A 25291-nucleotide genomic window follows, 5' to 3' on the forward strand; every position below is an offset into this window, starting at 1 on the left:
GTATTCTTAATCCAGATCTTTGTCTAATAAAATTCATAAAAAATATACCATGAAAACAATAGACAAAATTTACATTAACGGAGAATTTATTACACCAAAAGGAACAGAATATTTCGATCTTATTAGCCCCACAACTAATGAAAAATTAGGAAAAGTTCTTTTAGGAAACCAAGAAGACACAAAAAAAGCGATAGACGCCGCTAAAACAGCTTTTAAAACTTTTTCTAAAACAACAATTACCGAAAGAATTCACTATTTACAGAATATCCAAACTTCTATTAAAAAAAGAAAAGAAGAATTCATTAGCACAATGATTGAAGAATACGGGGGAACATCTCAATTTGCAACAATCAGCTTTGATTATATGCTAAAAAGTTTTGAGTCGGCAATTCAACTATTAAACACTTATAGTTTCAACAAAATTATGGGGGAATCTGAAGTTCAGATGACACCAATTGGTGTGGTTGGAATTATTATTCCATGGAATTCAAGCAATGGTTTCATCTGTGGCAAACTCTCAACAGCAATTGCCGCGGGATGTACGGCAGTAATAAAACCAAGCGAAATGAGTGCTCAACAAACACAATTAATGACAGAATGCCTTCATGAAGCCGGCTTGCCAAAAGGCGTTTTTAATATCGTTAATGGTTTAGGCGAAATTGTCGGTGCCGAAATAAGCCGTAATCCTGATGTTGCCAAAATTTCGTTTACAGGCTCTACAATTGTCGGGAAAATTATTGCAAAAGAAGCTGTTAACACCATGAAACGCGTTACGCTTGAACTTGGAGGAAAATCACCAAATATTATTCTTGATGATGCTAATTTTTCAGAAGCAATTCCGCGTGCAATAGCCGCCGCGTATATGAACAGTGGACAAGCGTGTATTGCAGGTACAAGATTATTGGTACCTGAAGATAAACTGGAAGAAGTTAAATCCCTGATTAAAAATAGCACTCAAAACATCGTTGTTGGCGACCCAAAAAACACAACTACTACAGTGGGCCCAATGGTTAGCAGAAAACAATATGAACGAGTTCAGAATTATATTCAAATAGGAATTAATGAAGGTGCTGAAATTTTAATTGGCGGTTTAGGAAAACCTAACGGATTAGAAAACGGTAATTTTGTTAAACCAACTGTATTTGTAAATGTGAAAAATAACATGCGTATTGCACAAGAAGAAATATTTGGTCCGGTTTTATCAATCATTACTTACCAAACAGAAGAAGAAGCCATTAAAATTGCAAACGACACCACTTACGGATTACAAGCTTATGTAAGCTCTTCTGACGAAAAAAGAGCACATAACGTAGCTTCTCAAATTAATGCAGGACGTGTGCAAATAAACGGAATTAAACATGATCCAATGGCTCCTTTTGGCGGATTTAAACAATCAGGAATAGGCAGGGAATTTGGCACAATTGGGCTTGAAGCTTATCTTGAACCAAAAGCCTTAATTCGATAAATACCTAAATACAAGGATCTGAAAATCTTCATAAATAGATTTTCAGATCTTTTACTAACTTTACATTATGGCAGCAATTACTAATACAAAACCCAAAATACTATATTCCTGTTATTTTGCACGCAGTCGCGAAGGTGAACATTTTATTCCCGAACATGTTTTTAGTTATCAGGTTTCCGGAGAAATGATCGCTTCTGACAGCAAAAACACCTATCATTCTAAACCTGGTGATTTTCGCCTTAGCAAAAGAAATCATTTAGCTAAATTTATAAAAATTCCGCCCGAGGGAGGCGAATTCAAATCGATATCACTTTTTTTAGATCAGGAAGTTTTACGCGAAGTAAGCAGCGAATACAACATCACAATTCAAAAAAAAGCACATTCAGAATCTATCATTCCGCTAGATCCTGATCCGCTGTACAAATCATTCATAGAATCACTAATTTCTTATCTTGAAGTTGAACAGGAAAACAACGAAGCTTTGTTTAAACTAAAAATAAAAGAAGCCATTCATCTTTTAATTAAAGTAAATCCTGAATTAAAAAACATTCTGTTTGATTTTACCGAACCCGGAAAAATAGATCTGGAAGCCTTTATGAATAAAAACTTTCATTTTAATGTACACTTAAATCGTTTTGCTTATTTAACCGGCAGAAGCCTAGCTACTTTCAAAAGAGATTTTGAAAAAGTCTTTCAGCAAACGCCCGGAAAATGGTTATTAAACAAAAGACTTCAGGAAGCTTATTATTTAATCAAGCAAGGAAATCCTCCATCAGAAGTTTATATCGGAGTAGGCTTTGAAGATTTATCCCATTTTTCTTTTTCGTTTAAAAAGAAATTTGGAGTAGTTCCTTCTTCCTTGTTTTCAAAATAAATATTCAACAACTATTTATATTTTTCAGCAAAGCTCGTATACAATACAAGAAAACGAGAAACCTGAGCTTATCATTTTCAATTTTTATTTAAATATTCAGATATCAAGAGATTAAATACTACCCTCAAGTAGTACACTTGCTTCAGCACGAGACATTGCATAAAAAAAGCCTCTCGATTGAGAGGCTTTTATGTTGGTCTACAAGGACTCGAACCTTGAAAGACTGCACCAAAAACAGTTGTGTTACCATTACACCATAGACCAGCAGTGCGATTAAGCGAATGCAAATTTAATTTAATTTTTAGTTTACACAAACTTTTTATAAAATAACCGTAAACATTTTTTTTTATAAAAATCCAAACACTAACGAAAGATTAAATAAAAAGAGAAAATTATTTTTTTTTCTATAAAAAATTTCTCTCTCCAGTAAAAATTGAAAATTACTTATCTCAACAAAATCCTTAAGTTTATAACATAAAAAAAGCCTCTCGATTGAGAGGCTTTATGTTGGTCTACAAGGACTCGAACCTTGAAAGACTGCACCAAAAACAGTTGTGTTACCATTACACCATAGACCAGCAGTGCTGTTAAGCGAGTGCAAATTTAAAGCTTTTTTTAGTTTGCGCAAACTTTTTGACGAAAAAAATCAATTTTTTTTCCTTTTTATTCCTCCAAAACCTTTAATACCACCACAAGTATTTCACAAACAATACGTTACTTCGAGCAAATAGTTTTGTAGAATTTTTTGTTAATGGTCGTTTCTTTACACAAAAAAACATTTTCTTTGTAGGATAGAAAACATACAAAATTTTAACACCTAAATATGGCACAATTCAATTTCAATAAATGGAATACAATTATTGGTTGGTTTGCATTTGCAATCGCTTTAATTACCTATACACTAACTGTTGAACCTACCATGAGTTTTTGGGATTGTGGCGAATATATTGCTACAGCCGCTAAACTGGAAGTTGGCCACCCTCCGGGAGCACCTTTATTTCAAATGATGGGTGCCTTTTTCGCCATGTTTGCTATAGATAAAGAACATGTGGCGGTAATGGTAAATATGATGTCTGTATTTTCTAGCGCATTTACAATTTTGTTTATGTTTTGGTCCTCATCAATGATTTTGAAAAAAATCATTGCACGATTTGCAGAAATTGACAAAAACAATTCAGTTGTTATTCTGGGAAGTTCTTTTGTTGGAGCCCTTGCCTATACATTCTCTGACAGTTTTTGGTTCAACGCTGTTGAAGCCGAAGTTTATGCTATGGCTTCCTTATTAATCGCATTGCTTTTTTGGCTTGGATTACGTTGGGAACAAGATATGGACGAACCTAAAGGAAACAAATGGTTATTAATCATTTCACTTGTTATCGGACTTTCTTTTGGAGTTCACTTTATGGCACTATTAACCATTCCTGCAATTGGTTTTCTTTACTATTTTAAACACTACGAAAAAGTTACCATCAAAAATTTCATTATTGCAAACGCTGTTGTAATTGCTATTTTGTTGTTTATATTCAAATTGCTTCTTCCGTTAACAATGGCTTTCTTCGGTAAAACCGAAATATTCATGGTAAACAGTATGGGATTGCCATTTAACTCAGGAACTATTTTTGTTGGTTTACTTTTTATTGCATTCTTTTATTTTGGATTAAAATTCACCAAAGAAAAAGGACTGGTTTTCTATAATACTATCATTCTTTGCATTCTTTTTATCTTAATAGGCTTCTCTACCTGGATGATGCTGCCGGTTCGTGCTAATGCCAATACTGTAATTAACGAAAACAAACCATCGGATGCTACAGAGGTTTTGGCATATTACAATCGTGAACAATATGGTGTCAATCCATTGTTTTATGGACCACAATACACAGAAGTATTTGCTGGTTTAGATGCAAAAACGCCTTATTTAGATAAAAAACCAAACTACGAAAGAGATTATAAAACAGGTAAATATATTATTACCAATAATTATAAAAATGCAGAACAGAATACTGATGATAATCAAAAAACGATTCTGCCAAGAATGTGGAGTACCGAAACCGGACACATTCAAAACTATATCAATTTTACAAGTCCTCCTCAATTCAAAATAAATCCTAATTATCCTTATGAAGATGATTTGGCTAAATACGGAATTGACGCCAGCCAATTAAGCGAAGAAGAGTACAATAAAGCTACTGCACAATTACGTAATGAAGTTGAGAAAACAGTTTCTGAATTTAGAAGAGCTTATGCGCAAAAACAAATTGACAACGAAGGTTATGTAAAATTCCTTAAAAGTTACGGTGATTATTTAATCATCGAAAAACCAACTACTGCTGACAATTTCAGTTTCATGATTGAATATCAATTTGGATATATGTACTGGAGGTATTTAATGTGGAATTTTGTTGGACGCCAAAGTGACGTTCAGGGAAAATACGACAATCTGGATGGAAACTGGATTAGCGGAATTAAACCTCTGGACTCTGTACATCTTGGGTCTCAGGATAATTTACCTTCGGATGTTTTAAATAACAAAGGAAGAAATGTTTATTTCTTCCTGCCATTTATTCTTGGACTTATTGGTTTAATGTACCATGCAAATAAAGATCTTAAAAGTTTCTATGTGCTTTTAGCATTATTCTTATTTACTGGAATTGCTTTAAAAATATACTTAAACGAGAGACCTTTTGAGCCTCGTGAAAGAGATTATGCTCTTGTAGGATCATTTTATGTGTTTGCAATCTGGATAGGCTTTGGGGTTTATTCTTTATACGAAAGCATTCAAAAATATGTAGCCCCAAGAATTGCGGGTCCAATTATTATTGCGGGAAGTTTATTAGCAGCGCCAATTTTAATGGCATCTCAAAACTGGGATGATCATGACAGATCTAACAAACGTACGGCAGTTGCAATGGCAAAAGCTTACCTGGATTCTTGCGACAAAGATGCTATTTTATTTACCATTGGAGACAATGACACTTTCCCATTATGGTATGCGCAGGAAATTGAGCATTTTAGAACCGACGTAAAAATCGTAAATACGAGTTTATTTATGACAGATTGGTATATCGATCAAATGAAAGCCAAATCGTATGAATCCGATCCATTACCTATTTCATTTACGCATGCAGAATATGTGGGTGATAAACTGGATTATGTGGCTCATATACCGAAAATAGAAACTCGTTGGAATATTAATGATTTTATTAGTTTTATTAAGAATCCAAAATCGACCGTTGGTTTACAAAACGGACAAACGATTCACTTTTATCCAACAAATAAAATCAGAGTAAATGTTGACAAAGATTTAATCATCAAAAATAAAGTTGTCAACCCTAAATACAACGATTCTATTGTTCCTTATATGGACATTGATATCAAAGGAAGCGCGATCTACAAAAACCGCTTAATGATGTTGGATATCTTAGCGAATAACAACTGGAAACGTCCTATTTATTTTAGTGGAGGTGCTTTTGATGATGAAGATTATTTATGGCTGAAAGATTATTTACAGCTAGACGGAATGGTCTACAAATTAGTTCCAGTTAAAAATACGCCTTCTAAAGATGGCGGACCTATGGACATGGGACAAATTGATGCTGATAAAATGTACGACATTGTAATGAAATGGGATTGGGGCAATAGCGAAAGCGAAAAAATCTATCACGATCCTGAAACAAGAAGAAATAGTATTACATACCGCACAAACCTGTCGCGTTTAATGTATCAACTTATTGAAGAAGGAAAAATTGACAAGGCTAAAAACATTATCAATTTAGCCATGACAAAAATGCCTTTAGATAAATTTGGTTACTATTCATTAGTAGAGCCTTTTGCCGGAGGATATTATAAAGTAGGAGAAACAGCAAAAGCACACGATTTACTTGATAAACTAGTTCAAAAATACAGAGAGAACTTAGATTATTATAAAACTTTAACTGCCGGAGACCAATCTGATTTGGCAATTGATATCATTACAGATATTGAGCGCTACAGAAGCTTGTTACAGGTGATGAAAGAAAACAAAGACTCGGCTTTCTATGAAAAACATAAAGCAACTTTTAACACTTATGTAAATATTTTCGAACGCTTTGGCAGAGAAAAAGAATAATAAGATACGAAAAACATATTAATTAAAAAAATGTAGCATTATTGAAAAATAGCGCTACATTTTTTATTTTTACATATATCTAAAATAATTTCAAAATGAGCTTTTATTGGGTAAAAACTAATTCATTTATAAAAAGGGTATTTTCTAAATATTGTTGGGATATTCCGAACAATGAAAAGAAAATCTACCTCACTTTTGATGATGGGCCTACTCCGGAAATTACTGATTGGGTTTTATCTGAATTGAAAAAATTTGATGCAAAAGCAACTTTTTTCTGTATTGGAAAAAACATAAAAGCCAATTTATCCTTATTTGAAAAACTAATTAAAGAAGGGCATTCAATAGGAAACCACACTATGAATCACGTTAATGGATGGAAAAGCCATACGAATGATTATATAGAGAATGTAAAAAATTGTGCTGCTGTTTTAGAAGAAGAGAAAAAAGAAAAAACACTTATATTTCGTCCTCCTTACGGGAAAATCAAAAAAGAACAATCTAAGATTTTGCGAAATCTGGGCTATAAAATAATAATGTGGGATGTTTTGAGTGCCGATTTTGATCAAAGCATTACACCCGAGAAATGTCTTGAAAACGTTACTAAAAATGTAAAATCAGGAAGTGTAATTGTATTTCATGACAGTATTAAAGCTTCACAAAATTTAAAATTTGCGTTACCTAAAACACTGCATTTTTTAAAAGAAAACGGATTTGCTTTTGATATTATTCACTAATATCCTTCAAGGAGTAGTTTCCTTTATACGCTAAATTGATCCTGAACTATTCCTATAATAGTATTCGCGTCAAGTTCTCCGGATTGTCTCCAGATCATTTGTCCTTCTTTATAAATCATTAAAGTAGGAAGTCCTTTAATACGTAATGCTTCAGCCAGCTCCTGATTCTTATCTACATCAATTTTAATCACTTTGGCTTTATCGCCAAGCGCAGCCGCAACATCTTTAATAACAGGATGCATAGATACAGATGATTCGTTCCAATCGGTGTAAAAATCGATTAACACCGGAACTTGAGCATTTATAAGTTCTCCAAATTTTGACATAAAACCAAAAATTTAATTCTTTTAATCTTTTAAAAAGAGATAATTAATACAAATGTAGCATTTTTAACGAATTAAGCCACATTGTTGCCTTTTTTTAGTTCAATAACCGTTATTTCCGGCATGATACCAACACGTCCCGGATAGGCATGAAATCCAAAACCGCGGTTTACATAAACATATCTTCCTACATTTTCATAAAGGCCCGCCCATTGTTTATAGATGTATTGAGCCAGACTCCATTTAAAATATCCCGGAATTTCAATTCCAAATTGCATTCCATGCGTATGTCCTGATAATGTTAAGTGGAAATTTTTAGGATGTTCTTTAATCTCTGCCTCCCAATGACTTGGATCATGACTCATTAAAACTTTAAAATCGTCCTGATGAACATTTTGCGAAGCTTTATTTAAATCACCCGCTTTCTTAAAATTTACACCCCAGTTTTCAACACCAATAATTGCAATTTTATCATCGCCTTTTTGAATGTAAGTATGTTCATTTAATAAAAGTTTAAAACCTATTTGCCCGTAAAGGCTTTTAATAGCCTGAAAATTTTCATCTTTTTCTTTTTCAGAAGGCCATGTCACATATTCTCCGTAATCATGATTTCCTAAAACTGAAAACTTACCATATTTATACTCTTTTATTCTGTTAAAAGCTGTTAGCCAAGGATTCATTTCTACAGCGTGTGTATTTACAATATCTCCGGTAAACAAAATTATATCCGATTCTTGTTGATTAATCAAATCAATAGCATAATTTATTTTTTCGGGGTTATCAAAACTTCCACTATGAACATCTGAAATCTGAGTGATTTTAAAACCATCAAAAGCATCTGGCAAATCAGGAAAAAAGATCGTTTGTTTGAATACCTTAAAATTATATTTTCCTTCAAAAATTCCGTAAATTAAAGATAAAAATGGTACGGCAGCAAGTCCTAAAGCAATCTGACTGATAAACTTTCGTCTGTCCGGCATCATTTCTTTTCTTGGAGCATTATAAATAAAATAATTCAGGATACTTGCCCCTACTCTAAAAATATCTTCTCCAAACATTACCAATGTCAGAACAATTTTTGGGACATAAACCAGCAACATTAAACCTGTAGTAAACATGAACTGTCTGGTTTGACCAACAGAACGATCTACTTGCGAAAAAGAATAAATTATAAAGAGTAAAATAAGTAAGCTTATAACTTGATAACTGATCAAAACCCATCTTAATTTGATTAGGGTACGAAAGGCTTGATAAGAATAGAACTCAATAAATAAAAAAAGAGCACAAAGAATAACAAAACGAATTATCATGTAGGTATAGTTTTAAGCAAAGTAACAAAGAATGAAAATTTTATTGCTTTTTATTATCAAAAATTTAACTCAAAAAAGAAACAAAAAAGCTGATAGATTTCTCTAACAGCTTTTTCTCTGACTAAAAATTATCATTGTCAACTAATTTCATAAACCAAACCAACAATTTATGAACCCAAAATGAAAATCAATCGTTATTTTTTAGCTTTTGCAGTTTCTGGCTTTGCAGCTTCTGTTTTTGCAGCTTCAGCTTTTTTATCTGCTTTTTCTGCTTTCTTTTTTGAATGTTTTGTAGCTTTAACTTCTTTTGTTGGAGTAGTTTGAGCTGGAGTAGTTTGAGCGTTTACCATTGCTGTTGTTCCTAAGATTGCTACAGCTAACATTACTAATTTTTTCATGACTTAAAGTTTTATGATTATTATTGTTTCATTATTTATAAGCCAAAGATATAATCGCTAAATGAAGACAAAATGAAGAAATTATCTTACTAAAACAATTAACATTTAATTGGCTTTTACAAGATTTGGAAACAATAATAAAAACGTCGTTCCATGATTTAAAGTCGAAGTAACTTTAATTTCGATGTGATGAAAAACGGCAATACTTTCTGCAATAGCAAGACCTAAACCCTGCCCGTCCTGATCTGAACTAATACGGGTAAAACGAGTGAATATACGTTCTAGTTGAGATTCATCCATTCCAATTCCGGAATCAGAAATAGATAAGAAATAATTTTGATTTGAAAATCCGTCGCTAACTTTGACATTTCCATTTTCGCGATTGTATTTTATCGCATTGGTTACCAAATTATACAACAAAATATGAATTAGTGTTTTATTTCCTGTAAAATGAAAATCGTGCCGAATTGCATTTTCAAACTGCAAACCTTTATCCTCAATTCGATCCTGCAAATCTTCGTATAATCCATTTATGATTTCATTAAAGTCAATACTTTCATTGGCTTCATATTGATTGTTTTCGATTCTGGAAATCAACAATAAATTATTAATGATTTTTTTGAGCATATCCAATGTTTTGAGTGAACTGGCAATTTTATCAATTGCATTATCATCCAAAGAATCATTTTGAAGTAAGTTCTCCAATTTGTTTTTTAGCAAAGCAATTGGCGTAAGCAGTTCATGAGAAACATTCGAAATAAATTGTTTTTCTTTTTTGAAAACAATTCCAATGCGGTCCATCATTTGATTTAAAACCAAATCCAGTTCTCTAAAATCTCTCGACTTCGCATTTATGGGTGTATAATCAAACGCTTCGGGTTCGTTTACACGCCTTATTTTAGTATCAATAATTTTATAAAAAGGTTTAAGCAAATATTCAATATAAAAAGTATCTGCCAAAAAAGTAACCAGAAGAATAACCACCAAAACAATAATAATAAACAGCTTGATAATAAACGTAAGATCATTTACTTCGCTAAGACTGCTGCCAATTTCGAGCTGATAATCCTGATTTTCATACGTAAAATGATGACGAAGAATTCTATATTCACTTTCTTCACCTTCAATAATTCGAAAATCGTTGCTAAAAGTGGTTTTCTTTTGTTTTGGTTTAACAGAAGTTCTTGACAAAACCAAAAACTCACTGTGTAAGGTCGAAAATTGAGAATATGTTTCGGTAGAATCACCTTCGTTTTCGATAAAATCATTAATTTCATTTTGGTTTAAATGATCAATGAATTTTTTCTTCTTTTCCAGCAATCCGTTATTAATGTGTTTATAAACTACATTTTGAACTAAAATCGGCAACATCAGCCATAAAACCAAAATCACCAACAAACGCGTTAGTGCATTAAAAATAGCGAGCTGATGTTTTATTTTCATCGTTTATTTATTCGTTTATACGATAACCCACATTTCGTACGGTTTCGAACCAATCTATAGCAGTATGTTTGTCGAGTTTTTTTCGAAGATTTCGAACATGAACATCAATAAAATTAGAATCAGAATTGACTTCGAGAATATCTCCCCAAATATGTTCTGTAAGCTGTAATCTTGTAATTACCCGGTTTTTATTCAGAACCAAATACTGAAAAATATCAAACTCTTTTTTGGTCAAATTAATTGGAATTGAATCGTAGCTTACTTTATAATCCTGCAATTGCATTGAAAATCCGTGAATCAGTAAATCATTCAAAGTAAAACCATGTATTCTACGGATTACAGCAAATATTCTGGCGCTAAGTTCTGTCAAAGCAAATGGTTTTGTCAAATAATCATCGGCACCAAGATGCAGTCCATTAATTCTGTCGTCGAGTTCTCCGCGTGCCGTAATAACAATTACCGCTATTTTAGATTTTGATTTTCTAACAGTTTTTAAAACCTCAAAACCATCTCCGTCAGGCAAACCAAGATCGAGCAGCATCGCATCATAATCATTACTATTTATTTCTTCTAAAGCATCAGCACAAGTATTTGCAATTTTGCATATATAACCCGTGTTGCACAAAAAGTCGTAAACTTCTGCGGCAAGTTCTTTATTATCTTCAACAATTAAAATATTCATAAGCAAAAGTTGTAAACGCAACTAAAGTAAACAATTCTAAAAAGCGCGGTTGCCAATTATTAAAAAATTAACGAATCAAAAAAAGCTGATAAATTTCTCTATCAGCTCTCTCCATAATTATCCTTTCTGTTTTGCTGCCCTTACAATTCTTCGATAGCAAAACAAAAAAAATACTATTTACTTGCTTTGGCAGGTTCTGATTTAGCAGTTTCAGATTTTGCTGCTGCTTTTTTCTCAGATTTTGCTTTTTTCTCAGCTTTGGTTTTTGGGTGTTTTGTTGCTTTAATTTCTTTCACCGGAGTTTCTTTTCCTTTTGCAGGAAATGCACTTACCATCACACTTGTTCCTAAAACTGCTACTAATAACATCAATAAATTTCTCATGATTTCTATTATTTAAAAATTATTATTTTTTATTTTACAGATCAAATTTACCTCTGTAAAATGAAGAGAAAATGAAGAAAATAGCTACCGTGAATATTTTAACGAGACATTAACGGTTTGTGTGGTTTTCCACCATATAAGTTATATAAGTCAATATTAGTAGAGACGCGTATTATTGTAGAGACGCACTGCAGTGTGTCTAACATTACATTATTAAAATTAAATGAACTTATATAACTTATATGGTGAAAAAAAATTCTTATTAGTCTAATTTTTGAGAACCCAATTGTTTATTTTTACAGACTAATATTTTTTTTATGTCAACTCAAAAACGTCTTTTTCTTCTCGATGCTTATGCATTAATTTTTCGTGGATATTATGCCTTTATAAAAAACCCGCGAATTAACTCAAAAGGAATGGATACATCAGCGATCATGGGATTTATGAATTCGCTTTTAGATGTTATAAAACGTGAAAAACCGGATCATTTGGCTGTAGCTTTTGATAAAGGCGGAAGTCATGTTAGAACCGAAATGTTTGTTGAATACAAAGCCAATCGTGATGCAACACCTGAGGCGATTAAAATTGCGATTCCGTATATTCAGGATTTATTAAGAGCCATGCATATTCCGATTATTGAAATAGAAGGTTGTGAAGCCGATGATTTAATTGGAACTATTGCCAAACAAGCCGAAAAAGAAAACTACAAAGTTTTTATGGTTACTCCCGATAAAGATTTTGCACAATTAGTTTCAGAAAATATATTCATGTACAAACCAGCCCGTATGGGAAATGGTATCGAAATTTGGGGAGTTCCCGAAGTTTTAGCAAAATTTGAAATCGAAAGACCAGATCAGGTAATTGACTTTCTAGGAATGATGGGGGATGCTGTCGATAACATTCCGGGACTGCCGGGAGTTGGAGAAGTTACCGCTAAAAAATTCCTGAAAGAATTTGGTACGATGGAAAATCTTTTGGAAAACACACATTTACTGAAAGGTAAAATGAAAGAAAACATCGAAGCCAATAAAGAAAAAGGAATTTTATCTAAAAAACTGGCTACTATTATATGTGACTGCGATGTTGTTTTTAATGAGAATGACTACGAACTTTCTCGCCCGGATATTGAAAAAACAGATGCTATTTTTCAGGAATTGGAATTTAGAAGAATGGCCGAACAATTTGACAATTTATTTAAAATTGGCGGTGGAAATGAATTAGCCAACAAAGGTGACGAAGCCAAATTATATAAAAAACCACAACCTAAAAACGAAGATCAGTTTGATCTGTTTGGAGGCGGTGCAACTATAGACGCAGAAACTGAGGAAAGAACTTCCTTTTACAATACTCTAGAAAACACAACGCATTCCTATCAGGCTATTGAAGGTGATTTGGGAATAAAATTGCTTTTACAAAATTTACAAAAGCAGACTTCGGTTTGTTTTGATACCGAAACAACTGGTTTAGATGCTTTGCATGCAGAATTGGTCGGAATGTCATTTTCTTATGAAAAAGGAAAAGCTTTTTATGTTCCGTTTCCAGAAAGTCAGGAAGAAGCTCAGGTTTTAGTAGATAAATTCAAACCGTTTTTCGAGAATGAAAACATCGAAAAAATTGGTCAGAATTTAAAATACGACTTAAAAATACTTTCTAATTATGGCGTTACTGTAAAAGGAAAACTTTTTGACACCATGATTGCGCATTATTTGATTAATCCGGATATGCGTCATAATATGGATATTTTGGCAGAAACCTATTTGAAATATTCGCCAAAATCAATTGAAACCTTAATTGGTAAAAAAGGAAAAAATCAAATTTCGATGCGCCAGGTTCCTCTTGAAGATATTAAGGAATATGCTGCAGAAGATGCTGATGTTACTTTGCAATTAAAAGAAATTTTTACAACAGAATTAGATAAAACCGAAACCAAAAAATTATTTAATGAAATCGAAATTCCGTTAGTAAGTGTTTTAGCTGCAATGGAAACCGAAGGAATTCGTTTAGACACGGAGTTTTTAAGTATCATGTCTAAAGAAATGGAGATTGAAATCAAATCTTTAGAAGAGAAAATATACGAAACTGCGGGCGAGAAATTCAATTTGGCCTCACCGAAACAATTGGGTGATATTTTATTTGATAAATTAAAAATTGGCGGAGCAAAACAAAAGAAAACCAAAACCGGACAATATGCAACCGGTGAAGAAGTTTTGACATATTTGGCCAACGTCAACCCGATTGTAAAAGAAATTTTGGATTGGCGCCAAATGGTGAAATTACAAAGCACTTATATTTTGGCTTTGCCAGAACAAGTAGATAAAAAGACATTGCGCGTTCATACCGATTATATGCAAACCGTTGCTGCAACGGGACGTTTGAGTTCTAATAATCCGAACTTACAAAACATTCCGATCCGTACCGAAAGAGGCCGTCAGATTCGTAAAGCGTTTGTAGCTCGTGATGAAAACCATACTTTAATTTCTGCCGATTACTCGCAAATAGAATTAAGAATTATCGCCGCTTTAAGTGGTGAAGAAAATATGATTAAAGCTTTTCAGGATGGAGAAGATATTCATAAAGCCACCGCTGCAAAAGTTTTTGATGTTCCGTTAGAAGAAGTTTCACGCGAACAAAGAAGCAATGCTAAAACAGTAAACTTCGGTATTATATATGGTGTTTCGGCTTTTGGATTAAGCAATCAAACTTCGTTATCAAGAAGCGAAAGTGCTGCTTTGATCGAAGCGTATTACAAAACATATCCAAGATTAAGATCTTATATTAATGAGCAAATCGAATTTGCGCGCGAAAAAGGATATGTACAAACAATTTTGGGACGTCGCCGTTATTTAAAAGACATTAACTCAGTAAATGCTGTGGTAAGAAGTGCTGCTGAACGAAATGCAGTTAACGCTCCAATCCAGGGAAGTGCTGCCGATGTCATTAAAATCGCAATGATTAACATTCATAAAAAACTAACAGAAGAAAACTGGAAATCTAAAATGCTGCTTCAGGTACATGATGAGCTTGTCTTCGATGTTCACAACGATGAACTCGAGAAAATTCAGCCAATGATTAAACACGAAATGGAGAATGCTTTTATAATGGCAGTTCCTTTAGAAGTTGAACTTGGTTTGGGTAAAGACTGGCTTGCTGCGCATTAAGAATTTTTTAGATTTAACTACAATCTTGTCATTTCGTCGAAATGACAAAAACGTAAAAAGACTGCCCTTTCGGACAGTCTTTTTTATATTTTTTTTGATTTTTTTAAACTTTTCTAGTCGACTCTCGTTCTTTCAACTTTGTTTTAATGACGATAGTTTCATAATCTGAAGTTTCATCTTCTTTTTCTTCTAATCGTTTGATTAATTGTTTAGCGGCAACTTCTCCAATTTCAATTCCGTGTTGGCTAATTGTAGTTAAACTTGGTGACAAACGGCGAGATGCTAAAATTCCATCGGCAAAACCTATTATCGAAATATCTTCCGGAACTCTAAAACCTTTTTTCAAACTTACTCTTAATGCAGCAACCGAATCATTTTCATCCAAAGCAAAAATGGCATCGATTTTATGATCAAACAATCCATCAATTTTAGCTTTCATATCATCTTCAGAATCGGTACGAAGGATAATTTTTTCGTTTACCGGAATATTGTTGTCTTTTAAAGCTTTTAAATATCCATCAGCTCTCAATTTCCCAACACTTAAATTATCTACAGAAGAAATTAAGGCAATGTTTTTACATCCTAAATTAATTAAATGCTGTGTTGAATTTAAAGCCGAATCAAAATCATCAACTACAACTTTATCACATTCTACTTCATCTGCAATTCTGTCAAACATTACAATTGGCGTTCCGTCATTAATAATAGCAGAAAAATGACTGTAATCTTGTAATTTCTGAGCTTCTTCAGAGACAGAAAGAATAAATCCGTCAATTGTTCCGTTGCTCAGCATTTCAAGTGTATGAATTTCTTTTTCTAAAGATTCATTCGAAATACATGTAATTACATTATATCCTTTTTTATCCGCTACTTTTTCGATACCACTAAAAACCTTTGCAAAAAAGGAGTTTAATATATTAGGTATAATTACCCCAATAGTTTTGGTTTTACGATTCTTTAAATTCAGACCAATAACATTCGGCTTATAATTCTTGAGTTTGGCATACTCCTTAATCTTCACCTTCGTTTGCTCACTGATTTCCGGACTGTCATTCAATGCTTTAGACACAGTCGACACAGAAACACCTAGTTCTTTCGCAATTTGTTTTAGAGTTGCTTTAGCTTTCATCTAATAAATGTTTATGTAATTGATACAAATATAGTAGAATTACCGAAAATAAAACAAAAAACACCTATTACTATTTCAAATTATAAGCCCTTTTCAAAATAAAACTAAAAAAGATTGATTTTATAAAACCGCACTTCCTAAAATTTCGTTAATAACTTAATACATGTTATTAACTTATTAAAAAACCTTTAATTATGAAAAACGAAGTTAAAATTCATGAAGTAGATCCTTCATTGAATAACAGAAGGAGCTTTCTTAAGCTCAGTGGCTTAACATTAGTTACCGCAGGTTTGGTTTTGGCTGGATGCAGCGATAATGATAACGATGAAGAAATGGATGACACTTCATTGCCTGGAATTCGAAATGGTGTTTTCGATTTAGGATCAGGAGATTTTGGCGTACTAACTTATGCTTATGCCTTAGAACAGCTTGAAGCAGATTTTTATACTAAAGTTGTAAATGCTACAAGTTTTAATGCAACTTTTAACGATACAGAGCGTCAGGTTTTGACTGACTTGTACCATCATGAAGTAATTCACAGAGATTTTTTCAAAGCAGCTTTAAGCGGAGCGCTACCTGATCCAAGTTCACAATTACTTCCATCCTTAGCTTTTAATTATGGTGCTTTAAATTTTAACAGCCGTACCGAAGTTCTTGCTACTGCAAAAGCACTAGAAGATACCGGAGTCGCTGCTTATAACGGAGCGGGAAAATTAATTAAAAGTCCTGACTATTTAGTATTGGCTGGGAAAATTGTTTCTGTAGAAGCAAGACACGCTTCAGCAATCAGAAGTTTGATTAATCCAAATTCTGCAGATTTTGCCGGTGATGATGTTATTAACACATCAACAGGATTAGATGTTGCTCAGGATCCTTCAAAAATTCTGCCAATTGCAGGAGGATTTATTACTACAAAATTTACTGCCAAATATTTACCTTAATCTTAACTAGCTAAAACTTAGAAATTATGAATATTTTAAAATTTATAGAAACCTTCACTGATGATAGCTTAATGAGAAGCACTGGTTCTCGCAGAGACAGTTTTTCGCAGTTTGGAAACATAGGAAAAACATTGGCATATGCATCAATTCCATTCGGATTATCTGCGATGGCAAATAAAGCATTAGCAAAAGATATTACTGCAACTCCCGCAACTCCAATTGGGGCTTTGCAATTTGCATTGACTTTAGAATATCTTGAAAACGAATTTTATGCTATGGCTTTAGATTCAGGAGTAATTCCTGCATCAGAAAATGGCGGACGCGATTTAAAGGTTTTCCAGCAAATTGCAGCACACGAAGCAGATCACGTCTCTTTTTTAATCGCTGGTTTGGGCGGTACCATGAGTGCAAATTTTGTTCCGAAACCTACTTTTGATTTCACTGTTGGTGGAGCATTTGATCCTTTTGGTGATTATCCAACCTTTTTAGCATTGGCACAAGCCTTTGAAGACACCGGAGTAAGAGCCTATAAAGGTCAGGCCGGAAATTTAATTACAACACCTGACTTATTAACTGCAGCATTACAAATACACTCTGTAGAAGCTCGTCACGCATCAGAAGTACGACGCCTGCGCGGATTAAAAGGATGGATTTCTAATGATGAAAGAGGTGCCGGAATGCCAGAAGCAACTCAGGCAGTTTACGCTGGCGAAGGCGTTACAGTACAGGCAGGTTATAATACCGCTACTTTATTTGGAGCAGCCGCCGGATCAGAAGCTTATGATGAACCGCTTGCGACACAACAAGTAGTTGATATTGCCAATTTATTTATTGTTTAAGAAAAATAATTCTAAATATTGAACCACCTTCGCGTTATTGTGAAGGTGGTTTTTTTTTATTGTTTTAAATAAAAAACTGATACGCTGATTTTCAGTAGATAAAATAATCTTTTCAGGTATTTGGTTTTAAAATAATTAATTGTACTTTTGCATCCCCTTTATTGGGGATGGAATGTTTAATTAAAATAATATTATGGACGCATTAAGCTACAAGACAATTTCAGCTAGCAAAGCCACTGTAACAAAAGAGTGGATTGTTGTTGACGCTGAAGGTCATAACTTAGGTCGTCTTGCTTCAAAGGTTGCGATGATCTTAAGAGGTAAGTACAAGCCAAGTTACACACCACACGTTGACTGTGGAGATAACGTAATTGTTATCAACTCAGAAAAAATTAACCTTACAGGTACAAAAATGAATGACAAAATTTACATGCGTCATACAGGTTACCCAGGAGGACAAAGAACTTTAACTGCTAAAGTATTGCAATCTAAAAATCCTGCATTATTAGTAGAAAAAGCTGTAAAAGGAATGTTACCTAAAAACAAATTAGGAGCTGAACTTTTTAGAAATCTAAATGTTGTTGTAGGTGCTGAGCATACTCACGGAGCTCAAAAACCTAGAACTGTTAACCTAAACGATCTTAAGTAATGGGAGTTATTCACAAAATCGGTAGAAGAAAAACCGCTGTTGCACGTGTATATGTTTCTGAAGGAACAGGAAAAATCACTGTAAACAAAAAAGAATTCGCAACTTACTTTCCAACTGCAACTTTACAATACAAAGTTTTACAACCAATGTCTATGACAGAAAATGTAAACAACTTTGACGTAAAAGTAAACGTTTACGGAGGTGGTTCAACTGGTCAGGCAGAAGCTGTAAGAATGGCATTGGCACGCGTTATGTGTGAAGTAAATGCTGAAAACAGAGCTATCTTAAAACCAGAAGGTTTATTAACAAGAGATCCAAGAATGGTTGAACGTAAGAAATTCGGTCAGAAGAAAGCTCGTAAGAGATTCCAATTCTCTAAACGTTAATATTACCTGTCTTGTGCATATGGTACAAGACATCATCAATTTATTGAAATTAAAAAACACAGTTGTTGTTGCTCTCCTATCGAGGTAGGAAATAGTTTAGCATCTAAATGTATAAAGCCTGGGAAACCGCCATTTATACATTGCTAATCAACAGAACGTAAACTAGTACAAAAATGGCAAACAAAATAGAAGTAAAAGACTTACTAGAAGCAGGTGTTCACTTCGGACACATGACTAGAAAATGGGATCCAAACATGGCCCCTTACATTTATATGGAGCGTAATGGTATTCACATTATCAATCTATATAAAACTGCAGCAAAAATTGAAGAAGCTAACGAAGCTTTGAAAAAAATCGCTGCATCAGGTAGAAAAATCTTATTCGTAGCTACCAAAAAACAAGCTAAAGACATCGTTGCTGAAAAAGCAAAGGCTGCAAACATGCCTTACATCACTGAAAGATGGCCTGGTGGAATGCTAACTAACTTTGTAACTATCAGAAAGGCAGTTAAAAAAATGTCTTCTATTGATAAAATGAAGAAAGATGGTACTTTCATGACGTTATCTAAAAAAGAGCGTTTGCAAGTTGATCGTCTACGTGCTAAATTAGAGAAAAACTTAGGTTCAATCGCTGATATGTCTAGACTACCTGCAGCATTGTTCGTAGTAGATATCAAAGCTGAACACATCGCAATAAAAGAAGCACAAAAATTAAACATTCCAGTTTTCGCAATGGTTGATACGAATTCTGACCCAAGAGAGGTTGATTACGTTATTCCTGCAAATGATGATGCTTCTAAATCAATTGACAAAATTTTATCTTTAGTAACTGCTGCTGTAATCGATGGTCTTTCTGACAGAGGTTCTGATAAAGAAACTGAAGTATTTACAGAAGAAGCTGCTGCTGAAGCTGCTCCTGCTGCAGAGGCTGCACCAGCTGTTGAAGCTGCTGCTCCTGCAACTGAAGAATAAATCAAATTTTAAATTCCAAATTTTAAATTCTAAAATCCAAATACAAAATTAAAAACGTTATGTTGATAATTTAATAAAATTGGAGTTTAGAATTTAAAAGATGGAATTTTTACTTTTAACATTAAAATTCAAAATATTATGGCAACAATTACTGCTGCAGACGTAAATAAATTAAGACAAACTACAGGTGCCGGAATGATGGACTGTAAAAAAGCTTTAGTTGAAGCTGATGGAGATTTCGATAAAGCTATACAAAACCTTAGAGAAAAAGGACAAAAAGTTGCTGCTAACCGTTCTGACCGTGAGTCTTCTGAAGGAGCTGCTGTTTCTTTTATCAATGCTGACAAAACTAAAGGAGCTATCATCACTTTAAACTGCGAAACTGATTTCGTAGGTAAAAATGAGGCTTTCGTAACTTTGGCTAAAGAATTAGTAGAAAGAGCTATTAACTTCTCTTCTAAAGAAGAATTTTTAGCTTCAGATTTCAACGGAATTACTGTTGCTGAAAAATTAATCGAGCAAACTGGTGTTATCGGTGAAAAAATCGAAATCGGTGGTTTTGAAATTTTAGAAGGTGCTTTCGTTGGATCTTATGTTCACGTTAACAAAATTGCTGCATTAACTGCAATTTCTGCTGCAATTCCTAATGCTGACGTTTTAACTAAAGATGTTTCTATGCAAGTTGCTTCTATGGGAGCTGATACATTATCTTACAAAGATTTTGATCCTGCTTTCGTTGAATCTGAACTTGCTGCTCGCATTGCTGTAATCGAAAAGGATAATGAAGAAGCAAAACGTTTAGGAAAAACTTTAAAAAATGTTCCTAAATATATTTCTTTCTCTCAATTGACTGAAGAAGTTTTAAAACAAGCTGAAGAAGATGCTAAAGCTGAATTAAAAGCTGAAGGTAAACCAGAACAAATTTGGGATAAAATTATTCCAGGAAAAGTTCAACGTTTCATCTCTGACAATACTACTTTAGATCAGGAAAAAGCTTTACTTGATCAAAACTTCATCAAAGATGATAGTAAAAAAGTTGGTGATTATGTTAAAGGATTCAACGTTGAAATTACAGGTTTCAAAAGAGTTACTTTAGGTTAATATATTATTATTATTTCAATATAAAAAGCCCGAATATTAATTTATTCGGGCTTTTTTATTTCACTATGTTTATTAAATTTTTTCTGTAATTGGAAAATTTCTCGCTCGCATCAGTGCATCAGATTTTGGTGCTCTTCCTCTAAAATTTTCATATCCTGTTTCATTATCTACAGTATTTCCAACACTAAAAACTGTATCGTAAAGTCTTTTGGCAACTTCTTTATCATAAGGTCCTTTACCTTCCATAAAAGCTTCATAAGCATCTGCATTTATTACATCTGCCCACAAATAACTATAATAGCCGGCCGCATATCCATCTCCGGAAAAAATATGTGCAAATTGTGGAATTCTGTGACGCATCACAATTTCTGATGGCATATTGAGCTTTTCTAATGTTTCTTTTTCAAATTTATCAGGATCAATAGTTTCAGTTGTCAAATGCAGCTCCATATCAACAAAAGAACTTGAAATTGTCTCAACCGTTGCAAAGCCTTCGTTAAAATTTGCCGCTTGTTCTATTCTGTCAACCATTGATTGTGGTAATGGTTCATTGGTTTTATAATGCAGAGCAAACTTATTCAACACCTCTGGTGTCGCAAGCCAATGTTCTAATAACTGCGAAGGGAATTCAACATAATCCCTTGCAACTGCCGTTCCTGCCAAACTTGGATAAGTTACATTAGAACATAATCCGTGTAGCGCATGACCAAATTCATGAAATAAAGTTGTGGCATCATCCCAGGAAATTAAAACAGCTTCATTTTCGTTTCCTTTAATAAAATTACAATTGTTAGATACGATTGGCAGAACATCTGCATCCAACTTCTCCTGATCGCGACAAGAATCCATCCAGGCACCAGAACGTTTTCCAACTCGCGCGTAAGGATCAAAATACCACAAACCAACTGCCTTATCTGTGACTTTATTTCTTACTTCCCAAACACACACATCCGGATGAAAAACAGACACATCGGTAATTTGTTTAAAACTTAAATTAAACAATTCACCTGCAACCCAAAACATAGCTTCACGCAAGTTTTCAAGTTGCAAATATTGTTTAACTTCATTCTGATCTAAATCATATTTTGCTTTTCTAACTCTTTCGGCATAATAGCGATAATCCCAAGGCTGAATTTTAAAATCGCCACCTTCTGCATTTACCATTTTTTGCATTTCGGCAACATCCTGCTGTACTTTTTCGACTGCCGGTTTCCAAACTGAATTCATTAAGTCAAGTGTTTTTGCAGGGTCTTTTGCCATTTTATTAGACAAACTCCATTCTGCAAATGAACTAAATCCTAACAATTTCGCCTTTTGAGAACGCAATTTTAAAATGGAAATCAGCGTTTCATTATTGTCATTTTCATTTCCATTATCACCTCTTTTAACAAAAATATCAAAAGCTTTCTTTCTTAAATCTCTTCTGGTAGAAAATGTCAAAAACGGTTCAATTGAAGAACGCGTATTTGCAACACATCCCAAAGCATCAATATTTCTTTCTTTTGCTTCGGCAATAGCAGCATTTTTTATTTCAACAGGCAAACCTTCAAAATCAGCGTGAGTTTCTAAAACTACATATTGACTATTTTCTTCTGCCAATAAATTTTGACTGAATCTTGTAAAAAGCGTTGCCAATTCCTGATTGATCCTAGCCACTTTTATTTTATCGTCATGGTTTAATTTTGCGCCTTCACGAACAAAATTTGTATAATACAGCCAAACCAAGCGCTGTTGCTCGCTATTTAGTTTTTCTTTGTCTTTTGCATTGTACAAAGTTTCAATACGAGAGAAAAGTCTATTATTTTGGTACATTTTATCACTCAAAGCTGATAATTTCGGTGACATTTCTGTTTCTACAATTCCAAATTCTTTTGTAAAAATATTAGAGCTATATATTCCATATACAGCATTAATTCTGGCAATTGTTTTTCCTGAATTTTCGAGTGCTGCTATTGTGTTCTTAAAAGTTGGTGTTTCTAAATTATTCGCAATAGCATCTAATTCATTTAAATTTTCCTGAATAGCAAACTCTATTGCCGGTTGGAAATCTGAAACTCTATATTTATCAAAAGAAGGTACTCCTCCATAAGGACCTGACCATTTTTGAAGTAATGGATTCTGAAAAGATCCTTCTGTAGCGTTAAAAGTTGTTGTAGTCATAAGAAATAACATGATTTTTATTCATAAAAAATAATCTATTAAAGCACAATATTGTCCATTTTAAATGCATTTATAATAAATTATTAACCCAAATTTACAATTTTATTACGCTCAATTTGATCTTTTAATTTATTAGTTCAAACAATAATTTAAATAGAAATACCTTAAATTTGAAAAATAATTTACCCGAAATAGTATGTTTAAAACCAAAAAAGAAATTGTATTTGTAATTCTTGCCGGAATATTTATTACCAACGCCGTTGTTGCAGAGCTTATTGGAGGAAAATTAATTCAGATTGGACCATTTGTAATGAGTATTGGTATTTTACCCTGGCCAATTGTTTTTCTTACTACAGATTTAATTAATGAATATTTCGGAGAAAAAGGAGTTAAAAAACTTTCTTTTATAACAGCCTGTTTAATTGCATATGCCTTTTTGATATTGTTTATGGCAATCGTAATTCCGGCTGCAAAAGGAATAAGTCCGGTAAATGATGAACAATTTCAGGCCGTTTTCGGGCAAAGTATGTGGATTATCGTAGGTAGTTTAATAGCATTTATTGCATCTCAATTAATTGACGTTTGGATTTTTTGGTTCTTTAAAAAACGAACCGGCGAAAAAAAAATCTGGCTTAGAACAACAGGATCAACTGTAATTTCTCAATTATTCGATTCATTTATTGTTCTTGGAATTGCTTTCTGGTTACCTGGAAAAATTGATTTTGATACTTTTATTTCATCAGGATTGACCGGATATATTTTCAAATTATCAGTAGCCGTTTTACTTACTCCGTTAATTTATGCTGGTCATCATTTAATAAAAAAATATTTAGGTGAAGATGATGAAAATCATTCTCAAGAACTATAAGACGAATTACCACAATGAAAAAATACATCATAATTATACTTTTCTCTATAGTATATTGCTTTTCCAGCTGTGGTAACGACGAAAAAAAACGGCCGAAGAAAAAGCTGTATCCTGTCAATTCTTTAAAACCTATTTCTGAAACTATTTCTTCAAATACTATAACTATTACTACACCTATTAAAAACAAACATAATATTACTAATACTAAAAAAATATTATTCCCTAATAAACCAATTGATAGTTCAGCAATTGAAAAGAAAAGCATTGCAGATGAAACAAACAACGAATCAAATAATCAATTAATAAGTTTTGTTAATATTCGTAAAATTCTTTCTGGGGCTGAAATTGGGGAAACCCTGACACAAAAAGACTTAATTCACAATTTTGCAATTCCGAAAGACGCAGTAAAACTAGTAAAAAGTGTTACTAAAACTGCCGAAGATGAAATTGATCTAAAATGGCATTCGACCTGGTTTATTGAAAAAATTTCAGATGCAAAGCTGAGCGATGGTCGTATGAAAATTAAGTTTGTTGCTAATAAAATGTACACTTCCGGCAAAGCCATCGGCATAAAATATAATAGAAAAATCTATAATGATTTGGTGATTATTGGCCAATCCGCTTATATTCCAAAGGTAAAAGGATATCACTGGGAAATTGGTAAATAAATAACAGCAAATCATTCTAAATTTATACTCAAATATCCTTCTTTACATCCATTTTAATTTTCGCCTAAGCATACATTTTAATTTTAACAAGATCATTTTTACAGCTTAAAAAAAGCCGTTTTTAACAAGTAAGCTCTTTATCAATACATTACATAAAAATTTAAAATAAAGACGAAAAAACCTGTTATATTATGTTAATTTTTTGAAAAAGATTTTATTTTTGCCAAAAAATTAACAATTAAAAACCCACCAAAATGAAAAAATTAAGCATTTTATTTTTGTCTGTATTGACATTAGGATTAGCAGCAACGTCTTGTAGTAGTGATGATGACAATGGAGGATCAATCGAAGGAAAATGGCAACTTACTGAAGTAGGAGTTGTTTTTAATGGTCAGGAAGCATTAGAGCCAGCTACAAATGAAGGATGTGATAACGATATCGTCGAATTTAAAACAGACGGAAAATTTGTTGATAGTTACTCAGAATTTTCTAATGATAAATGTACTGCTTATACTCAAGAAGGAACTTGGACTAAAGACGGAAGCAAATTGACTAAAAAATACGCAAGTGAAGATGAAGAAGAATATGAAGTTGCTGAATTAACAGGAAGCAAACTAAAAATAAAATTCACTTATTCTCAAGGAGGAATCACAGTTTCAGCCGTACAAGTATACAAAAAAATCTAATTTTTAAAAGATACTAAT

General features: G+C 33.1%; 22 protein-coding genes and 2 tRNA genes. 14 read left to right on the forward strand and 10 right to left on the reverse strand.

What is annotated here, in order from left to right; all coding sequences use genetic code 11:
- The first annotated feature begins 49 nt into the window (after positions 1 to 49).
- Complete coding sequence (locus AC4FQ3_RS07080) at positions 50 to 1465, forward strand: aldehyde dehydrogenase family protein (RefSeq protein ID WP_491181406.1); 1416 nt, start codon at positions 50 to 52, stop codon at positions 1463 to 1465.
- Between the two features lie 67 nt (positions 1466 to 1532).
- Complete coding sequence (locus AC4FQ3_RS07085) at positions 1533 to 2339, forward strand: helix-turn-helix domain-containing protein (RefSeq protein WP_491181407.1); 807 nt, start codon at positions 1533 to 1535, stop codon at positions 2337 to 2339.
- A 193-nt stretch (positions 2340 to 2532) separates the two neighbouring features.
- On the opposite strand, the gene AC4FQ3_RS07090 is transcribed toward AC4FQ3_RS07085, so the two are convergent.
- A tRNA-Gln gene (locus tag AC4FQ3_RS07090) sits at positions 2533 to 2603 on the reverse strand.
- Between the two features lie 243 nt (positions 2604 to 2846).
- A tRNA-Gln gene (locus AC4FQ3_RS07095) sits at positions 2847 to 2917 on the reverse strand.
- A gap of 245 nt (positions 2918 to 3162) precedes the next feature.
- Here AC4FQ3_RS07095 and AC4FQ3_RS07100 point away from each other — a divergent pair.
- Entirely contained in the window at positions 3163 to 6444 is a 3282-nt protein-coding gene (locus tag AC4FQ3_RS07100) for a glycosyltransferase family 117 protein (protein WP_491181408.1), read from the forward strand.
- 95 nt (positions 6445 to 6539) lie between these two features.
- The gene (locus tag AC4FQ3_RS07105; protein WP_491181409.1) at positions 6540 to 7178 is read left to right on the forward strand and encodes a polysaccharide deacetylase family protein; all 639 of its coding nucleotides are present in this window, start codon (positions 6540 to 6542) and stop codon (positions 7176 to 7178) included.
- Positions 7179 to 7201: 23 nt separating this feature from the next.
- Here the strand turns inward: AC4FQ3_RS07105 and AC4FQ3_RS07110 are convergent, their stop codons facing one another.
- The 6 genes from AC4FQ3_RS07110 to AC4FQ3_RS07135 all read right to left on the reverse strand — a co-directional run bounded on the left by AC4FQ3_RS07110 (position 7202) and on the right by AC4FQ3_RS07135 (position 11717).
- Positions 7202 to 7504: a thioredoxin family protein gene (locus AC4FQ3_RS07110; protein WP_042566267.1), complete on the reverse strand. Its 303-nt coding sequence runs from the start codon at positions 7502 to 7504 to the stop codon at positions 7202 to 7204.
- A gap of 71 nt (positions 7505 to 7575) precedes the next feature.
- A complete protein-coding gene (locus tag AC4FQ3_RS07115; RefSeq protein ID WP_042566266.1) occupies positions 7576 to 8811 on the reverse strand; it encodes a metallophosphoesterase in 1236 nt (411 codons plus the stop codon).
- A 194-nt stretch (positions 8812 to 9005) separates the two neighbouring features.
- Entirely contained in the window at positions 9006 to 9209 is a 204-nt protein-coding gene (locus tag AC4FQ3_RS07120; RefSeq protein ID WP_042566265.1) for a hypothetical protein, read from the reverse strand.
- Between the two features lie 105 nt (positions 9210 to 9314).
- A complete protein-coding gene (locus tag AC4FQ3_RS07125) occupies positions 9315 to 10652 on the reverse strand; it encodes a sensor histidine kinase (protein ID WP_491181410.1) in 1338 nt (445 codons plus the stop codon).
- Positions 10653 to 10659: 7 nt separating this feature from the next.
- The gene (locus tag AC4FQ3_RS07130; protein WP_042566264.1) at positions 10660 to 11334 is read right to left on the reverse strand and encodes a response regulator transcription factor; all 675 of its coding nucleotides are present in this window, start codon (positions 11332 to 11334) and stop codon (positions 10660 to 10662) included.
- A 173-nt stretch (positions 11335 to 11507) separates the two neighbouring features.
- Positions 11508 to 11717: a hypothetical protein gene (locus AC4FQ3_RS07135; RefSeq protein ID WP_491181411.1), complete on the reverse strand. Its 210-nt coding sequence runs from the start codon at positions 11715 to 11717 to the stop codon at positions 11508 to 11510.
- Positions 11718 to 12034: 317 nt separating this feature from the next.
- Here AC4FQ3_RS07135 and polA point away from each other — a divergent pair, with 317 nt between their 5' ends.
- Positions 12035 to 14875 carry a DNA polymerase I gene (gene polA, locus AC4FQ3_RS07140; protein WP_491181412.1) on the forward strand — a complete coding sequence of 947 codons (2841 nt, stop codon included), beginning with the start codon at positions 12035 to 12037 and terminating at the stop codon, positions 14873 to 14875.
- 103 nt (positions 14876 to 14978) lie between these two features.
- Here the strand turns inward: polA and AC4FQ3_RS07145 are convergent, their stop codons facing one another.
- A complete protein-coding gene (locus tag AC4FQ3_RS07145; protein ID WP_302094581.1) occupies positions 14979 to 16004 on the reverse strand; it encodes a LacI family DNA-binding transcriptional regulator in 1026 nt (341 codons plus the stop codon).
- A gap of 194 nt (positions 16005 to 16198) precedes the next feature.
- Here AC4FQ3_RS07145 and AC4FQ3_RS07150 point away from each other — a divergent pair, with 194 nt between their 5' ends.
- From AC4FQ3_RS07150 to tsf, 6 genes are all read left to right on the forward strand, one after another.
- The gene (locus AC4FQ3_RS07150) at positions 16199 to 16945 is read left to right on the forward strand and encodes a ferritin-like domain-containing protein (RefSeq protein ID WP_491181413.1); all 747 of its coding nucleotides are present in this window, start codon (positions 16199 to 16201) and stop codon (positions 16943 to 16945) included.
- A 26-nt stretch (positions 16946 to 16971) separates the two neighbouring features.
- Positions 16972 to 17784 carry a ferritin-like domain-containing protein gene (locus AC4FQ3_RS07155; RefSeq protein WP_042566259.1) on the forward strand — a complete coding sequence of 271 codons (813 nt, stop codon included), beginning with the start codon at positions 16972 to 16974 and terminating at the stop codon, positions 17782 to 17784.
- A 193-nt stretch (positions 17785 to 17977) separates the two neighbouring features.
- Entirely contained in the window at positions 17978 to 18433 is a 456-nt protein-coding gene (gene rplM / locus AC4FQ3_RS07160; protein ID WP_026983738.1) for a 50S ribosomal protein L13, read from the forward strand.
- Positions 18433 to 18819: a 30S ribosomal protein S9 gene (rpsI, locus tag AC4FQ3_RS07165; RefSeq protein ID WP_007808909.1), complete on the forward strand. Its 387-nt coding sequence runs from the start codon at positions 18433 to 18435 to the stop codon at positions 18817 to 18819. Before rplM ends, rpsI begins: the two co-directional genes overlap by 1 nt.
- A gap of 173 nt (positions 18820 to 18992) precedes the next feature.
- Positions 18993 to 19790 carry a 30S ribosomal protein S2 gene (gene rpsB, locus AC4FQ3_RS07170; protein WP_042566258.1) on the forward strand — a complete coding sequence of 266 codons (798 nt, stop codon included), beginning with the start codon at positions 18993 to 18995 and terminating at the stop codon, positions 19788 to 19790.
- Positions 19791 to 19928: 138 nt separating this feature from the next.
- The gene (gene tsf, locus AC4FQ3_RS07175) at positions 19929 to 20891 is read left to right on the forward strand and encodes a translation elongation factor Ts (RefSeq protein ID WP_042566257.1); all 963 of its coding nucleotides are present in this window, start codon (positions 19929 to 19931) and stop codon (positions 20889 to 20891) included.
- Positions 20892 to 20963: 72 nt separating this feature from the next.
- Here tsf and AC4FQ3_RS07180 read toward each other — a convergent pair whose 3' ends face one another.
- Positions 20964 to 23051 carry a M3 family metallopeptidase gene (locus tag AC4FQ3_RS07180; protein WP_491181414.1) on the reverse strand — a complete coding sequence of 696 codons (2088 nt, stop codon included), beginning with the start codon at positions 23049 to 23051 and terminating at the stop codon, positions 20964 to 20966.
- 196 nt (positions 23052 to 23247) lie between these two features.
- Here AC4FQ3_RS07180 and AC4FQ3_RS07185 point away from each other — a divergent pair, with 196 nt between their 5' ends.
- From AC4FQ3_RS07185 to AC4FQ3_RS07195, 3 genes are all read left to right on the forward strand, one after another.
- On the forward strand, positions 23248 to 23919 hold the full coding sequence (locus AC4FQ3_RS07185) for a queuosine precursor transporter (protein WP_042566255.1): 672 nt from the start codon (positions 23248 to 23250) through the stop codon (positions 23917 to 23919).
- 14 nt (positions 23920 to 23933) lie between these two features.
- Positions 23934 to 24587 (forward strand): hypothetical protein, encoded by a 654-nt coding sequence (locus AC4FQ3_RS07190; RefSeq protein WP_491181415.1) that lies wholly within the window; start codon positions 23934 to 23936, stop codon positions 24585 to 24587.
- A gap of 254 nt (positions 24588 to 24841) precedes the next feature.
- A complete protein-coding gene (locus AC4FQ3_RS07195; protein ID WP_073394987.1) occupies positions 24842 to 25273 on the forward strand; it encodes a lipocalin-like domain-containing protein in 432 nt (143 codons plus the stop codon).
- Positions 25274 to 25291 lie beyond the last annotated feature (18 nt).

The organism is Flavobacterium sp. AK-345 (assembly GCF_058310175.1).

Bases quoted from the DNA above. Each gene is read 5' to 3' on its own strand.
- AC4FQ3_RS07080 (WP_491181406.1), top strand. From the start codon at position 50: ATGAAAACAATAGACAAAATTTACATTAACGGAGAATTTATTACACCA.
- AC4FQ3_RS07085 (WP_491181407.1), top strand. From the start codon at position 1,533: ATGGCAGCAATTACTAATACAAAACCCAAAATACTATATTCCTGTTAT.
- AC4FQ3_RS07100 (WP_491181408.1), top strand. From the start codon at position 3,163: ATGGCACAATTCAATTTCAATAAATGGAATACAATTATTGGTTGGTTT.
- AC4FQ3_RS07105 (WP_491181409.1), top strand. From the start codon at position 6,540: ATGAGCTTTTATTGGGTAAAAACTAATTCATTTATAAAAAGGGTATTT.
- AC4FQ3_RS07110 (WP_042566267.1), bottom strand. From the start codon at position 7,504: ATGTCAAAATTTGGAGAACTTATAAATGCTCAAGTTCCGGTGTTAATC.
- AC4FQ3_RS07115 (WP_042566266.1), bottom strand. From the start codon at position 8,811: ATGATAATTCGTTTTGTTATTCTTTGTGCTCTTTTTTTATTTATTGAG.
- AC4FQ3_RS07120 (WP_042566265.1), bottom strand. From the start codon at position 9,209: ATGAAAAAATTAGTAATGTTAGCTGTAGCAATCTTAGGAACAACAGCA.
- AC4FQ3_RS07125 (WP_491181410.1), bottom strand. From the start codon at position 10,652: ATGAAAATAAAACATCAGCTCGCTATTTTTAATGCACTAACGCGTTTG.
- AC4FQ3_RS07130 (WP_042566264.1), bottom strand. From the start codon at position 11,334: ATGAATATTTTAATTGTTGAAGATAATAAAGAACTTGCCGCAGAAGTT.
- AC4FQ3_RS07135 (WP_491181411.1), bottom strand. From the start codon at position 11,717: ATGAGAAATTTATTGATGTTATTAGTAGCAGTTTTAGGAACAAGTGTG.
- polA (WP_491181412.1), top strand. From the start codon at position 12,035: ATGTCAACTCAAAAACGTCTTTTTCTTCTCGATGCTTATGCATTAATT.
- AC4FQ3_RS07145 (WP_302094581.1), bottom strand. From the start codon at position 16,004: ATGAAAGCTAAAGCAACTCTAAAACAAATTGCGAAAGAACTAGGTGTT.
- AC4FQ3_RS07150 (WP_491181413.1), top strand. From the start codon at position 16,199: ATGAAAAACGAAGTTAAAATTCATGAAGTAGATCCTTCATTGAATAAC.
- AC4FQ3_RS07155 (WP_042566259.1), top strand. From the start codon at position 16,972: ATGAATATTTTAAAATTTATAGAAACCTTCACTGATGATAGCTTAATG.
- rplM (WP_026983738.1), top strand. From the start codon at position 17,978: ATGGACGCATTAAGCTACAAGACAATTTCAGCTAGCAAAGCCACTGTA.
- rpsI (WP_007808909.1), top strand. From the start codon at position 18,433: ATGGGAGTTATTCACAAAATCGGTAGAAGAAAAACCGCTGTTGCACGT.
- rpsB (WP_042566258.1), top strand. From the start codon at position 18,993: ATGGCAAACAAAATAGAAGTAAAAGACTTACTAGAAGCAGGTGTTCAC.
- tsf (WP_042566257.1), top strand. From the start codon at position 19,929: ATGGCAACAATTACTGCTGCAGACGTAAATAAATTAAGACAAACTACA.
- AC4FQ3_RS07180 (WP_491181414.1), bottom strand. From the start codon at position 23,051: ATGACTACAACAACTTTTAACGCTACAGAAGGATCTTTTCAGAATCCA.
- AC4FQ3_RS07185 (WP_042566255.1), top strand. From the start codon at position 23,248: ATGTTTAAAACCAAAAAAGAAATTGTATTTGTAATTCTTGCCGGAATA.
- AC4FQ3_RS07190 (WP_491181415.1), top strand. From the start codon at position 23,934: ATGAAAAAATACATCATAATTATACTTTTCTCTATAGTATATTGCTTT.
- AC4FQ3_RS07195 (WP_073394987.1), top strand. From the start codon at position 24,842: ATGAAAAAATTAAGCATTTTATTTTTGTCTGTATTGACATTAGGATTA.